The sequence below is a fragment of the Pseudomonas sp. 58 R 12 genome (genome assembly GCF_900005865.1).
Taxonomy (GTDB): domain Bacteria; phylum Pseudomonadota; class Gammaproteobacteria; order Pseudomonadales; family Pseudomonadaceae; genus Aquipseudomonas; species Aquipseudomonas tritici.
The window spans coordinates 173,135-186,904 of the sequence record NZ_CVTP01000024.1 but is presented as its reverse complement, the minus strand read 5'-3'; the positions used below and the strand labels follow the sequence as shown (position 1 = coordinate 186,904).

Annotated in this window: 14 protein-coding genes; 3 read left to right on the top strand and 11 right to left on the bottom strand. The window is 62.3% G+C overall.

Annotation, left to right across the window (positions count from 1 at the left end):
• Positions 1-54 precede the first annotated feature (54 nt).
• Positions 55-348, top strand: a complete 294-nt coding sequence (locus tag BFP95_RS21670; RefSeq protein WP_065876284.1) for a DUF1330 domain-containing protein — start codon at positions 55-57, stop codon at positions 346-348.
• Between the two features lie 147 nt (positions 349-495).
• On the opposite strand, the gene BFP95_RS21665 is transcribed toward BFP95_RS21670, so the two are convergent.
• The 7 genes from BFP95_RS21665 to BFP95_RS21635 are packed head-to-tail and all read right to left on the bottom strand — an operon-like array spanning position 496 to position 5,685.
• Positions 496-1,059 carry an NUDIX hydrolase gene (locus BFP95_RS21665; protein ID WP_065876283.1) on the bottom strand — a complete coding sequence of 188 codons (564 nt, stop codon included), beginning with the start codon at positions 1,057-1,059 and terminating at the stop codon, positions 496-498.
• 2 nt (positions 1,060-1,061) lie between these two features.
• On the bottom strand, positions 1,062-1,814 hold the full coding sequence (locus BFP95_RS21660) for a GntR family transcriptional regulator (RefSeq protein WP_049708916.1): 753 nt from the start codon (positions 1,812-1,814) through the stop codon (positions 1,062-1,064).
• Between the two features lie 23 nt (positions 1,815-1,837).
• Positions 1,838-2,227, bottom strand: a complete 390-nt coding sequence (locus tag BFP95_RS21655) for a carboxymuconolactone decarboxylase family protein (protein ID WP_065876282.1) — start codon at positions 2,225-2,227, stop codon at positions 1,838-1,840.
• Between the two features lie 13 nt (positions 2,228-2,240).
• Positions 2,241-2,726 carry a flavin reductase family protein gene (locus tag BFP95_RS21650; RefSeq protein ID WP_010567340.1) on the bottom strand — a complete coding sequence of 162 codons (486 nt, stop codon included), beginning with the start codon at positions 2,724-2,726 and terminating at the stop codon, positions 2,241-2,243.
• Between the two features lie 12 nt (positions 2,727-2,738).
• Positions 2,739-4,220: an aldehyde dehydrogenase gene (locus tag BFP95_RS21645; protein ID WP_065876281.1), complete on the bottom strand. Its 1,482-nt coding sequence runs from the start codon at positions 4,218-4,220 to the stop codon at positions 2,739-2,741.
• Positions 4,217-5,050: an alpha/beta fold hydrolase gene (locus BFP95_RS21640; protein ID WP_049708912.1), complete on the bottom strand. Its 834-nt coding sequence runs from the start codon at positions 5,048-5,050 to the stop codon at positions 4,217-4,219. Before BFP95_RS21640 ends, BFP95_RS21645 begins: the two co-directional genes overlap by 4 nt.
• 44 nt (positions 5,051-5,094) lie before the next feature.
• Complete coding sequence (locus BFP95_RS21635) at positions 5,095-5,685, bottom strand: amino acid synthesis family protein (protein ID WP_049708911.1); 591 nt, start codon at positions 5,683-5,685, stop codon at positions 5,095-5,097.
• 424 nt (positions 5,686-6,109) lie between these two features.
• On the opposite strand from BFP95_RS21635, the gene gabP reads away from it, so the two are divergent.
• Both gabP and BFP95_RS21625 read left to right on the top strand, forming a co-directional pair.
• Complete coding sequence (gene gabP, locus BFP95_RS21630; protein ID WP_065876280.1) at positions 6,110-7,519, top strand: GABA permease; 1,410 nt, start codon at positions 6,110-6,112, stop codon at positions 7,517-7,519.
• On the top strand, positions 7,516-8,592 hold the full coding sequence (locus BFP95_RS21625; RefSeq protein ID WP_065876279.1) for a choline metabolism transcriptional regulator GbdR: 1,077 nt from the start codon (positions 7,516-7,518) through the stop codon (positions 8,590-8,592). Before gabP ends, BFP95_RS21625 begins: the two co-directional genes overlap by 4 nt.
• A 2-nt stretch (positions 8,593-8,594) precedes the next feature.
• Here the strand turns inward: BFP95_RS21625 and BFP95_RS21620 are convergent, their stop codons facing one another.
• The 4 genes from BFP95_RS21620 to BFP95_RS21605 all read right to left on the bottom strand — a co-directional run bounded on the left by BFP95_RS21620 (position 8,595) and on the right by BFP95_RS21605 (position 13,693).
• A complete protein-coding gene (locus tag BFP95_RS21620) occupies positions 8,595-9,938 on the bottom strand; it encodes a c-type cytochrome (protein ID WP_065876278.1) in 1,344 nt (447 codons plus the stop codon).
• Between the two features lie 16 nt (positions 9,939-9,954).
• On the bottom strand, positions 9,955-12,180 hold the full coding sequence (locus tag BFP95_RS21615; protein WP_065876277.1) for a xanthine dehydrogenase family protein molybdopterin-binding subunit: 2,226 nt from the start codon (positions 12,178-12,180) through the stop codon (positions 9,955-9,957).
• Positions 12,180-12,635 carry a (2Fe-2S)-binding protein gene (locus BFP95_RS21610; protein ID WP_065876276.1) on the bottom strand — a complete coding sequence of 152 codons (456 nt, stop codon included), beginning with the start codon at positions 12,633-12,635 and terminating at the stop codon, positions 12,180-12,182. Before BFP95_RS21610 ends, BFP95_RS21615 begins: the two co-directional genes overlap by 1 nt.
• 149 nt (positions 12,636-12,784) lie before the next feature.
• Positions 12,785-13,693, bottom strand: a complete 909-nt coding sequence (locus BFP95_RS21605; RefSeq protein WP_065876275.1) for a LysR family transcriptional regulator — start codon at positions 13,691-13,693, stop codon at positions 12,785-12,787.
• Positions 13,694-13,770 lie beyond the last annotated feature (77 nt).

Here is a 13,770-nt window from a genome sequence, read left to right as displayed (position 1 = left end):
AGTTGGTTGTATGTATTATGGTATACCACAAAAATACAGCAAGAGGATGTCACGATGAAGGCCTACTGGATTGCTCATGTGGATGTGTCTGATGCAGAGCAGTACACGCAATACACCCAACGCGCGCCGGCGGCGTTTGCCTTGTATGGCGGACGATTCCTGGCCAGGGGCGGGCGCAGCGAGGCGCTGGAAGGCGGGCCGGCACGCCAGCGGAATGTGGTGATCGAGTTCGACAGCTACGAGCAGGCGGTGGCTTGTTATGAGTCGGCGGAGTATCAGGCGGCGAAGGCGCACCGAGAGGGCGTGGGACAGGCGCAGATTATTATTGTGGAAGGCCTGGCACCTTAGATTTTTCGGGTGTAAGCCGATTTAAATGTGGGAGCGGGCTTGCTCGCGAAAGCGGTATGTCAGATACCGAATGAATCGACTGAAACTCCGCCTTCGCGAGCAAGTCGAACCGCCGCTCCCACATTTGTAACCGGTTCGGCCTGGAGGTTAGCGGATGAAGTGGATTTTTCCGCTGTCGTCATTCCCGATATAAATGCCATACACCCCAGCCTGCCGCTCTTCGATATACCGCTCGAGAATCTGCCTGATCGCCGGGTAGTAGATACTGTCCCAGGGAATATCCTCAGGCGCGAAGAACTTATAGTCCATGGTCTCCGGCCCGAACTCCCCGGTGATCTCCAGCGCAATGGCGCGGAAGATGATGTACACCTCGCTGATCCTGGGCACGCTGAAGATCGAGTAGGGCGAGAGGATCTCCGCGCGTACACCGCTTTCTTCCCAGACTTCGCGCAATGCGGCCTGTTCGGTGGTTTCGCCACCTTCCATGAAGCCGGCGGGCAGGGTCCAGGTGCCGGGGCGCGGTGGAATCGCGCGTTGGCACAGCAGGTATTTGCCGTCCTGCTCAATGATGCAGCCAGCGATGATCTTGGGGTTGATGTAATGGATATAGCCGCAGCCCCGGCACATCAGGCGCTCATGGGTATCGCCCGGTGGCAGCTGGTGACCGAGGTCACTGCCGCCGCATGTCGGGCAAAAGCTGGGGCTGGGCATGGTCAGTGACCTATGCGCGGTTCTTTGAGCGCGATGGGCAGGGTGATCTCGGGGAGTTTGCCGGTCTCTTCCTGTTTACGCTTGAGGTAATCCAGGGCCACGGCGGCGGCGGCGCGCACGTGATCGACACAGGCCTGGTGGGCGGCGAGGGGGTCACCGCTCTTGATCGCCTGGACCATGCGTTCCATTTCCTGGTTGCTGGCGCCACGGCGGTTTTCCTGGGACACCGAGGTCGCTCGCAAGTAGCTGATACGCGCCTGCAACTGGCGCAGCTGGGTGGCGGCCACATGGTTGCCGGAGCCTTCGAGCAGCACGTCGTAGAAACCCTGCACCGAATCGATCACTTGCTGCAATTCGCCTTCCTTGAGGGCCTTGCGGTTTTCCTCGAGGGCTTTTTCCAGGGCCTTGATGTCCTTGGCCTTGGCGCGCAGGGTGAATAACTGCACGATCAAGCCTTCAAGCACGCAACGCAGTTCATAAATATCGACGGCATCGGCGAGGGTAATGATCGCCACCTGCGGACCCTTGGCATCGGCGAACTCCACCAGACCTTCCGACTCCAGATGGCGCAAGGCTTCGCGCACCGAGGTGCGGCTGACGCCGAGGCGGTCGCACAGGTCGCGTTCCACCAGGCGGTCACCGGGCAGCAGTTGGAAGTTCATGATGGCGCTGCGCAGTTTCTCCAGCACGATTTCGCGCAGGGTGACCGGGTTGTGATTGACCTTGAAGCTGTCGTCGAGGGGCGCGCGTTTCATGGGGTCTGCTCTGAATGTAACGGTTAACTGGAGGCCTCGGCATCGGCTTCGGCGAAGGCTTCTCGGGCCAGCCGGAAGCTGTCCACGGCGGCGGGAACCCCGCAATAAATACCGACTTGAAGCAAAATTTCGCGTATTTGTTCACGACTCAGCCCGTTACGCAAGGCGCCGCGTACATGCAGCTTGAGTTCGTGGGGCCGATTGAGGGCCGAAATCATTGCCAAGTTTATCATGCTGCGTTCTTTAAGCGACAAGCCCTCCCGGCCCCACACGTGGCCCCAGCAGTACTCGGTGACCATCTCCTGCAGCGGCCGGGTAAAGTCGTCGGCATTCTCGATCGAGCGCTGCACGTAGGCTTCACCCAGGACCTGAGTACGAATCTTCAGGCCCTGCTCATATTTGTCGTTACGCATGCTTCAGCACTCCTCAGGCCAGGGTGGGCAGCGGGCCCAGCTTGCCTTTGTGATAGATCATCGGTGTGACCGGCTGCTCGGGCAGGATCAGGTTCTTCACCGCGCCGACGATGATCGCGTGATCGCCGCCGTCGTATTCGCGCCACAGTTCGCACTCGATGATCGCGGTGGCCTTGGCCAGCAGCGGGTTGCCCAGTTCGCTCAAGTGCCACTCGATACCTTTGGCTTTTTCCTTGCCCTTGCTGGCAAAGGCATAGGCTTCGGCGGTCTGGTCGGCTGACAGTAAGTGAATCGCAAAGCGCTTGCTGTCGCGCAGGATCGGGTAGGTGTCGGAGGCGTAGTTGGGGCAGAACAGCACCAGCGCCGGGTCGATCGACAGCGCGCTGAACGCACTGGCGGTAATGCCGACGATGCCGCCGTCCGGGTCAAGGGTGGTAACCACCGTGACGCCGGAAGGGAAGGAGCTCATGACGTCTTTGTAAATGCCGGGTTCGATCATGGTGGTGGACTCTTAACGCATCACAAAAGGATCAGGCATGGGCGCCTGGGAGAGGTTGATCCACACCGTCTTCAGCTCGGTGTAGGCCAGCACCGAATCGATGCCGCTTTCACGTCCGTAGCCGCTGTTCTTGAAGCCGCCGATGGGCGCCATGGCCGAGACGGCACGGTAGGTGTTGACCCAGATGATGCCCGAACGCACGTCGCGGGCCAGGCGATGGGCGCGGCCCAGGTCACGGGTCCAGATGCCGGCGGCAAGGCCGAACTGCGAGTCGTTGGCGATGGCCAGCGCTTCGGCCTCGTCCTTGAAACGGATGACCGACGCCACCGGACCGAACACTTCTTCCTGCATGATCTTCATCGAGTTGCGGTCGCACTCGAACAACGTCGGTTCGTAGAACCAGCCTTCGCCAAGGTTCTGCGGGCGCTTGCCGCCGGTACGCAGGCGTGCACCTTCAGCGATGGCATCCGCCACCAGGCCTTCGACCACGGCCAGTTGCTGTGCGGTGGCCATGGGGCCCATTTCACTGGCGTCGTCCTGAGGGTTGCCGATGCGGATACGCTGGGCGCGCGCCACCAGGCGCTCGACGAACTCGTCGTAGATTTCATCCTGCACCAGCAGGCGCGAACCGGAGACGCAACTCTGGCCGGACGCAGCATAAATGCCGGCAATCGCACCATTGATGGCGCTGTCCAGGTCCGCGTCGGCAAAGATGATATTCGGTGACTTGCCGCCCAATTCCAGGGATAACTTGGCGAAGTTCTCCGCGCTGCTGCGCACCACATGCCGCGCCGTGGCCGCGCCGCCGGTAAAGGCGATCTTGCGCACCAGCGGGTGGCGGGTGAGGGCGGCGCCGGTACTGGGGCCATACCCTGTGACCACGTTGACCACGCCAGGTGGGATGCCCGCTTCCAGGGCCAGGCGCGCCAGTTCGAGGATGGTCGCCGAGGCATGCTCGGAGGGTTTGATTACGATGGTATTGCCTGCTGCCAGGGCCGGCGCGAGTTTGATCGCGGTCAGGTACAGCGGGCTGTTCCATGGAATGATCGCGGCGACCACGCCCATGGCTTCGTGCACGGTGTAGGCGAAGAGGTCGGGCTTGTCGAGGGGCAGGGTGCCGCCTTCGAGCTTGTCGGCCAGGCCTGCGGTGTAGTGGAAGAACTCCGGCAGGTAGGTGACCTGGCCACGGGTTTCGCGGATCAGCTTGCCGTTGTCGCGGCTTTCCAGCTGGGCCAGTTGCTCTTTGTTCTCGGCGATCAGGTCACCGAGGCGGCGCAGCAGTTTACCCCGCGCGGTGGCGGTGAGGCCACGCCAGGCCGGGCTGTCAAAGGCCGTTTGGGCCGCCTGTACGGCGCGCTCCACATCCGCTTCGTCGGCGTCGGGCAGTTGCGCCCAGGGCTCGGCCAGGGCCGGGTTAAGGCTGTCGAAGGTCTTGCCGGAAAGGGCATCGACCCATTCACCGCCGATGCACATCTGGAAGCGTTCAAGCGTCATGCAACGATCCCCTTTATTGGATTATTTTGGGCGTATACGGTGTCAAGAAACCCCAGCAGCAACTGATTGACCAGGCGCGGCGATTCCACCGGCATCATATGCCGTTGCTCAGCCAGCACCGCAACCGTGGCCCCCGGAATACGATCGGCGAGTTGCCGGGCCATTTCCGGCGTCGAGCCGGGGTCCAGTTCGCCGGTGGCGACCAGGGTGGGGGCGCGCAGACCCTTGAGGTCATCGGCGCGGTACATGTCCTGGGTTGCAAACAGCTCATACGTGGTCAGGTAGCCTTGGGGGTCGTTGCCCGCCAGGGTCTGACGCAGCGCGGCGATCTGCGCCGGGTTGGCCGCCTGGTATTCGCGGCTGAACCAACGCGACAGCGCCGCTTCGGCATTCGCATCCGGCCCGTGTTCGGCGGCCTGGGCGGTGCGTTCGATCACGCCGGCACGCTGCTCGGGGCTGCGGTTGAACACACTGTTGAGCACCACCAGGCTTTTGAGGCGGTCGGGGTAGTGCAGGGCAAACGCTCGCGCCACCAAACCGCCCATGGAAAACCCGATCACAGTGGCCTGGGGCAGTTGCAGGTGGTCGAGCAGCTCCAGCAGTTGGTCGGCATAACCCAGCAGCGGCGTGCCGGCGGCCGGGCGCGGGCTGGCGCCATGGCCGAGCATGTCGTAGGTGATCACGCGGTAGTGTGTGGCCAGGCCAACGACTTGCCCGCCCCACATTTCTTTGTTCAGGCCCACGCCGTGGATCAAAACCACAGGCTGGCCTTGGCCGGTCGCCAGATAACTGGTGCCAGCCGGGGTGCGTTCAGCGGTGAGCCGAATCATGGAGCGCTCCTGCATGCCTTTTTTTATTGGGGGGCTTGCCTGGCTTACTGGGCCTTTTCGGCGGCCAGTTCTTCCAGGTCGATATACCGGTTGCCGATGCGCGGGTGCAGGCGGCCGCCATCGGCGCAACCCAGCACCACGACGATTTCGTCGGCCCGCGGCGCGTCTTCGATCTGCATTTCCAGGGTGATGTAGTGCGAGCGCAGGCCTTCGTCGTCCTTGTGCATCATCGGGATCTGGATCGAGGTGCCCGGGCCGCCGCGCTTGTTGGTGAAGCTCAGGTAGCTTTTGGCTTTGACCGCTTCGCGGTAGTGGTTGCCGAAACGCAGGGTATGGATGATCGCGCTGGCATGTTCGATCTCGCCGTCGGCACCGACCACAGCCGCTTTACCGTAGGCCTCAATGTTCTCGGCACCGCCGATGATGCCCACCAGGCGCTCGACCATCAACGCGCCGAGGTCGGAGCAATTGGCACGGATCTCCGGCTTCAGGTCTTCGACAAAACCACGGCCCAGCCAGGGGTTTTTCAGCACAACGGCCAGGCCGACCATTTTCACGGGGGTGTCGGAGGCTTTGCCGCCTTCGATGAAGGTTTCTTCTACGTAGCTGACGATCTTGCGGATTTCGAAACTCATGGCTGCTCCAACGGGATGCGATTGGTTTGCGTATGATGGTATACCATAATACCAGAAGCGCAAGAGTCAGAAATAAACCGAGGACGCAGTGATGCGATGAAAGGTCCAAGAGATGACTTTTTGTGGCGGGGTGTAAACGTCTGCTCATCAAGGTGAGTGGTGTGGAGCAGGGAGCACCACGTGGTCATGAACGTTGTCGACAATCAGCAAGGCGAACACGCCGGGGCTCCGCGAGAGTCTGCCCATAACAGAGCGGTATAAACGCAGGCCCCGCACCGATGTCGATATCAGACCAATCCCTGCCGCTTTCAGGCTGTTTTCAGGAAAGTCAGGCCGCGTAAGGTGACCCATCATTAAGAAATGATGATCGCCTGACCCTTCAGTCAGTACGCCCTGACGTCGATCACCGAGAACAACAAAAACAATGAATAGCCTGAATTCCAACGATTCGAACGGCCAGTTGGCGCAGGGCTTCAAGCCGCGTCATGTCACCATGCTTTCCATTGCGGGCATCATCGGCGCGGGGTTGTTCGTCGGTTCCGGACACGCGATCGCCGCGGCTGGGCCGGCAGTGCTGCTGGCCTATCTGTTCTCCGGCACGCTGGTGGTGCTGGTCATGCGCATGTTGGGGGAGATGGCGGTGGCCAACCCCGATACAGGGTCATTCTCGACCTATGCCGACCAGGCCATCGGCCGCTGGGCCGGGTTCACCATCGGTTGGTTGTACTGGTGGTTCTGGGTGCTGGTGATCCCCATCGAAGCCCTGGCCGCCGGGCATATTCTCAACCAGTGGTTCCCACAGATCGACGCTTGGCTGTTTGCCTTGCTGTCGATCTTTTTGTTGGTGGTCACCAATCTGTTCAGCGTGTCCAAGTACGGTGAGTTCGAGTTTTGGTTCGCCATGGCGAAAGTGATTGCGATCATCGGCTTCATCGGTCTGGGCTTCGCGGTGTTGATGGGCTGGATTCCCGAGCGGGAGGCCAGTGGCTTGAGCCGATTGATGGAGGACCATGGCGGTTTTGCGCCTAACGGGCTGTCGGCAGTGGTCGGGGCTTTCATCACGATCATGTTCAGTTTCATCGGCACCGAAGCGGTCACCATCGCAGCGGCCGAATCCAGCAACCCGGCGCAGAACATCGCCCGGGCCACGCGCTCGGTGATGTGGCGCATCGGCGTGTTCTACCTGTTGTCGATTTTCGTGGTGATTTCCGTGGTGCCATGGAATGACCCGCTGTTGGCGTCTGTAGGCTCGTATCAACGGGCGCTGGAGCTGATGAACATTCCCCACGCCAAACTGCTGGTGGATGGGGTGGTGTTGATCGCCGTGGCCAGTTGCATGAATTCCTCGATCTACATCGCCTCGCGCATGCTGTTTTCCCTGGGCAAGCGGGGCGACGCACCCAAGCTGATGAGGAAGACTTCGGCGGCGAGCGTGCCGAGGGCGGCGGTGATTGCCAGCACGATCCTGGGCGCGGGAGTGACTCTGTTCAGCTACTTCGCGCCGGCCGGGCTGTTCCAGTTCCTGCTGGCCAGTTCGGGCGCCATCGCCTTGCTGGTGTACCTGGTGATCGCCATTTCCCAGTTGCGCATGCGCAAGATCCTACGGCAGCGCAACGTCACGCTGACCTTCCAGATGTGGCTGTTTCCGTGGCTGACCTGGTTGGTCATTGCGTTCATCTGTACCGCATTGACGGTGATGCTGGTGACCCCCGAGCACCGTTCTGAAGTGTCCTCGACAATCGGCCTGGCCTTGATAATTTCCCTGATCGGCTTGCTCACCGCGCGGCAGCCTGAACGCGCGCAAAAAACAGTGGCCGCAGCTTCGCAGCCATGAGTGCCCGTCCTGTCAGCAGCATCGTTTTCGTGTTGCTGGACCAGTTCACCTTGATGTCACTGGCGGCTGCAGTCGAGCCGTTGCGCATGGCCAATCAGCTGTCCGGCCAGGAGCTTTACAAGTGGCATACCGCGAGCCCGGACGGCAACCCTGTGTGGGCCAGTGACGGCGTGCCCATCACGCCTGACGGTTCGATACTCGGCGTGCCGCCCGCCGACATTGTGATTGTCTGTGGCGGCATCGGCATCCAGGGCACCGTGACTGGCGAGCTGGTCAAGTGGTTGCGCAGCCAGGCGCGTTACGCCAAGCGACTGGGCGGTATTTGTACCGGTAGCTTTGTGTTGGCGCGGGCCGGCTTGCTGGATGGCTATGAATGCAGCGTGCATTGGGAGTGGTTGGCCGCCATGCAGGAGGCCTTCCCACGGGTGACTGTCAGTTCCAGCCTGTTCAGCCTCGACCGGGACCGTCTCACCAGCTCGGGCGGTACCGCGCCCTTGGACATGATGCTGCACTTGATCGGTCGGGATCACGGGCATGAGCTGTCGGCGGCCATTTCCGACATGTTTGTGTACGAGCGGATCCGCAACGAGCAGGACCATCAGCGCGTGCCCCTCAAGCATATGCTGGGCACCCAGCAACCCAAGTTGCAGGAAATCGTGGCCTTGATGGAGGCGAACTTGGAGGAACCGATCAACTTGGACGAGCTGGCCGCGTATGTCGCGTTGTCGCGTCGCCAACTTGAGCGCATGTTCCAGAAGTACCTGCACTGTTCGCCTTCGCGCTATTACCTCAGGCTGCGGCTGATCCGTGCGCGGCAGTTGCTCAAGCAGACACCCATTTCAATCGTGGAATTGGCCGTGCTTTGTGGCTTTGTGTCCACGCCGCACTTTTCCAAGTGCTACCGCGAATACTTCGGCGTACCGCCCAGCGATGAGCGTTCAGTCACGGACAGCGAGCGATCCGTCGTGCTCAAGCCGGTGCTGCACGCGTTGCCTGCGCCCGCGCCCATGAACGTGTTGGAGCAGGCGCGGGGCGAGGCAACGTTTGCCAGCGTGAAGAACCTGAAGTCCTGAATTCAGCGCATATGCAGGATGATCGGGCTGCTGCTCGCCGGGTCGGTATGCCCGCGCAACTTGCCCACCGCCTTCGCCTCAACCGCACCGCCGTTATTACCCCAGGTGCCGCGCACGTAGCTCAGCACCTCAGCAATTTCCTGGTCGGACAATTGCTCGCGAAACGCCGGCATGCGGTAGGCGTCGGGTACGCCGGCGGCGACCACGCGTTGCGAGCCGTTGAGGGTGATGTTGATCGCGGAGGCGCTTTCCTTGGCCAGTGCCGACGTGGCGCCGGCCAGGGGCGGCATCCACTCGGGCTGGCCCTTGCCGTCCAGGCCATGGCACGAGGCGCAACGGGTCGCGTAAGTGCGGGCGCCGGGGACGTCCTGGTTCGTGCTCACCGCCTGATACTGCCAGGGCGTGCCGTCGCGCTGCGGGTCGCCAGGCAGCGACTTGAGATAGCGCGCGATGGCGGCCAAGTCGTCGTCCTGCATGAACTGCGTGGAATTGTTGAAGGCTTCGGTCATTGAGCCATAGACCACTGCATGCGCGTTACGCCCGGTCTTGAGGAACTGCACGATCTGCGGCTCAGTCCAGCGTCCCAGCCCGGTGTTGGGGTCCTGGCGCAGGCTCGGTGCGTACCAGCCGTCGAGCAGGGCGCCGGCGAGGAACGGCTTGCCGGATTCATCCAGGGCTTTTTCGTTAAAGGCCAGGCCGCGTGGTGTGTGGCAGCTGCCGCAGTGGCCGGGGCCCTGGACGATATAGGCGCCGCGGTTCCACAGCGCGTCCTGGTCTGGCTTGGCTGCATAGGTAGCGGTTGGGGCGAACACGCCGTTCCACAGTGCGATGGGCCAGCGCATATTCAACGGCCAGGGAATATCGCTGGGGATATTCGGTTGGTTGGCCGGCTGTATGCCCTGCATGAAGAACGCGTACAGCGCTTTTATGTCGTCATCGCTGAGTTTTACGTAGGACGGGTAGGGCATGGCCGGGTACAGCCGTCGCCCACCCGGCGCCACGCCATGGCGCACTGCGCGGTCGAAGTCAGCCAGGCTGTAAGTGCCGATCCCGGTGTTTTTGTCCGGCGTGATGTTGGTGGCGTGAATCGCCCCCAACGGCGTGGCCATTTCCAGCCCTCCGGCGAACGGCGCCTTGCCTGCCAAACTGTGGCAGGCCACGCAATCGCTGAGGCGGGCGACATACTCGCCACGGCTGACCAAGGCGGGTTCGAAGCTGGCACCCGCCTGTTCCTGTTCGAACGCAGTAGCAGGTTCACGGGTGACATACCAGGCCAGCAGGCCTGCGGCGACCAGGCAGGGCAGCGCCAGCCAGCCTGCGGTTCTTGCGAATCGACGGTTGTTCATGGGCGTTTCCTGAGGGTCAGCTGAAAGTGTGTCGGCTCAAAGGCAGGCTGCGCACGCGCTGGCCCGTCAACTGCGCCACCGCATTGGCCACGGCCGGTGCCACGGCGGGCAACGGCGGCTCGCCGATACCGCCCATTTTTTCGCCACTCTCGACCACCCGTACATGCACCCGCGCCATCTGTGCGGGCGCCAGGATCGGGTACAGGTCGTAGTTGCGCGCCCGTGGTTTTCCATCCACGTACACCGCTTCTTCCAGCAAGGTCTGGGACAAGCCCAACGCCACGGCACCATTGACCTGCGCCTCGACAATCGCCGGGTTGACGATGCTGCCCGGGTCGATGGCCTGCCAGATATCGTGCACCTTGACCTTCCCATTCTCGATGGACACTTCGGCGATCGCTGCCGTGTGGGAGCCGAACGGCGAGGCCATGGCCACGCCGCGAGCGCGTCGGGTGCCGTCCTCGGCGGTGAAGGGGCCACGCTTCCAGCCACCGGACAATTCACCCGCCACTTGCAGCAACGTGGTCAGCCGTGGGTTGTCGCGCAGCAAATGCAAGCGCAGCTCATAGGGATCATGTCCGCCTTTGTCCGCCAGCTCGTCGAGAAACGACTCATAGAAGAAGTCGTTGAGCGAGTTGCCCACCGAACGCCAATAGCCGAGCATGGGCGCGCCTTTGACGTAGATCTGCGCGATGCGTTTGTTGGGAATGGTGTAGGACTTGCCCGACAACCCTTCGAGGGCCGTGGGGTCGATTTTATCGCCCTGTTTGCCGGCAAGCGCTTCGGTCGGGCCTTCGGTCGCGCTGACCGCTTCGATGGCCACCGGGAAGCCTTTGTCATCCAGTGCGGCACGGAACTTGACCACGGCCACCGGGCGCAGCACGTCGCGCAGGAATTCTTCTTCACGGCTCCAGATCAGCTTGATCGGACGCCCCACTGCCTTGGCCAGCGCAATGGCCTGCGGGTAGGGGTTGGCCGAGTCATACAAGAAGTGCCGCCCAAAAAAGCCCCCCAGCAATGGCGAGTGCAGGGTGATTTTGTCGAGGTCGAGGCCGGTGCGCTTGGCGATGTCGGCGCGGAACATGTCCGGCGCCTGGTTAGGCAGCCAGATCTCCAGGGTGCCATCGGGGTTGAAGCGTGCGAGGGCGGATGGCGGTTCCAACTGGGCGTGGTTGAGGTACTGGTTGTGATACGTCGCTTCGATTTTGGTCTTGGCGCCTGACAGTGCGGCCGCCACGTCACCTTCATTTTCGTCGTCACGGGCCGGGCCTTGCTGAGCGGCGAGGAAGTCGCGGTGCTTGTCGCTGGAGAAGTCCGCCGGCATGACGCGCAGTGTCGAGTCGGCAGCCGCTTCTTGCCAGTCGACCTGGACCGCTTCAACCGCACGCTTGGCGTGCCACCAACGTTCAGCCACCACCGCCACTGCGCCGGGGAGCACGTGCACCGAATGCACGCCTTTCATGGCTTGCACGTGTGACTGGTTACGCAGGCTGCCCACGGTCATGCCCAGGCGTGGCGCATGCTGCACAGCCGCGTGAAGCATGCCGTCGACTTTCAGGTCGATGCTGTATTGCGCCTTGCCGGTGGATTTGTCGTAGGCATCCAGGCGTTTGACCGGCTTGCCGATCCAGCGGAACTGGCTTGGGTCGCGCAGCGTGATGCTGGCCGGGTCGGGCACCGGCATGTCCAGGGCGCGACTGGCCAATTCGCCGTAGCCCAACGAACGGCCGGAAGCCGTATGTACCACCCGGCCAGGCTGGGTGGTCAGTTCGGCAACCGGTACACCCAACTGCGCGGCACCGGCTTGCAGCAGCATCGCGCGGGCGAGGGCGCCCAGGCGGCGCATGGTCGGGTAGCTCATGCGCACCGACATGCTGCCGCCGGTGATGCGCAGGCCGTTGTCCATCACCACATACGCTTCGCCGGGTGGCGCGGCTTCGACGATAAACGTAGCGGGGTCGGCATCCAGCTCTTCGCCGACAATCTGCGCCATGGCGGTGTGGGTGCCTTGTCCGCCTTCCATGAACGGACTGAGCAGGCGCACCGTGCCGTCCGGGCGAATTTCAAGAAACGCCGGCACCTGAGTGCCACGTTCTGCCGCGTTGGCCGTGGCCGCCTGCACCCTCGACGCGCCAAGCGGCAGGCCGAAACCGATCACCAGCGCGCCCACCGCCGTGCTCGCCAGGAAGCGGCGGCGCGACAGGTTTACCGGTGCTTCGAGCAGTTCATTGAGGATGCTCATCAGACGCTCTCCTGCTTGGCCAGTGCGTCGACCGCCGCATGGATGGCGTTATAGGTGCCGCAGCGACACAGGTTGATCATCGCCGCGTCGATCTGCGCCTTGCTAGGGGCGGGGGTGTGCTTGAGCAGCGCAGTCGCGGCCATTACCTGCCCGGACTGGCAATACCCGCATTGCGCCACCTGATGCTCGACCCAGGTCGCGACCACACGCTTGCCCACCTCATCGTCTTCAATCGCTTCGATGGTGGTGATTTCACGCCCGACCACGCCGGCCACTGGCGTGACACACGAGCGCACCACATTACCGTCCACCAGCACCGAGCAGGCCCCGCACTGGGCCAGGCCGCAGCCGTATTTGGTGCCGGTCAGGCCCAGGTCGTCGCGGATCACCCACAGCAGTGGCGTGTCGGCGTCGGCTTCGACCTGATAGGTTTTCTGGTTGATTCGTAATTCCATGGCTCACCTGCTGATCATCGGTGTATGCGGCCATTTTTAGTATGAGGTTGCGGCGGCCGCTCATTGTCGAACTCTAGACCACGGTGCAAGGGCTATCTATCCGAAATCCGAGAAGTCGGAGGATCAGGCAAGTATTCAAGAGGATTGAGCTAGCGTGCCTGATCCCATTCTTGACGTACCGCACTGCGAATCCCGTCCAGCAACATTGCAAACGCCGGGTTGTCGTTGTTCTCGCGCCAGATCAAATGCAGCTCACTTTGCGCCCCTTCGCCCAAGTCGATATCGCGGAACACCACGTTCTTGAACACCACACTGCTGGCGCAACGCGGCACCAGTGCCAGGCCCATACCGGCATTGACCAGCGCCAGGATGGTCAGGGATGACCCCAGCCACTGCACAAACTCCGGAGCAACGCGCGCTGAGCGCAGCAGGCCGGTGAGCAGTTCGTTGAACGGCGGGTAGGCCGAGTGGGCGTACATCAGGAAGGGCTGGGCGTCCAAGTCGTGCACGCTGACCGTCTCGGCATTGGCCAACCGATGGCTGCTGGGAACTGCCAGCACGAAGGGCTCGCGCACCAGGCATTCGGTGGCGTAGCCCGGCTCCAGCAGCGGCGCGCGGACAATCCCCAGGTCGATCCGGCGGGCGCGCAGCGCTTCATATTGCTGGTAGGTGTTCATCTCTGACAGGTCGATCTTCACCTGGGGCTGCCGGAGCCGCGCCTCGGCGATCACGCGTGGCAAAAACTCGTACACCGCGCTGCCGACGAAGCTGATATTGACCGTGCCGATATCGCCCTCAGCGAAGCGACGCGCCGTCACCGCCGCTTGCTGGGCACGTTCCAGCAAGTTCTGCGCCTCGATAAAAAAGGCGCGGCCGGCGGCGGTGAGGGCAACGCTGCGGGTGGTGCGGGCAAACAGTTCGACCCCCAAGTGATGTTCCAGCAATTGGATCTGTCGGCTGAGCGGCGGCTGGGTCATGTTCAGCCGTTCGGCCGCGCGCCGAAAATTCAGCTCGGTGGCCACAGTGGTGAAGCAACGCAGTTGAGTGAGCTCGAACATTGATCTAATCCAGGTATCAATCGGATGCCAAGTTAGATTAGACGGGATCAATGCCCGACGTCCATGATCAACGCGTC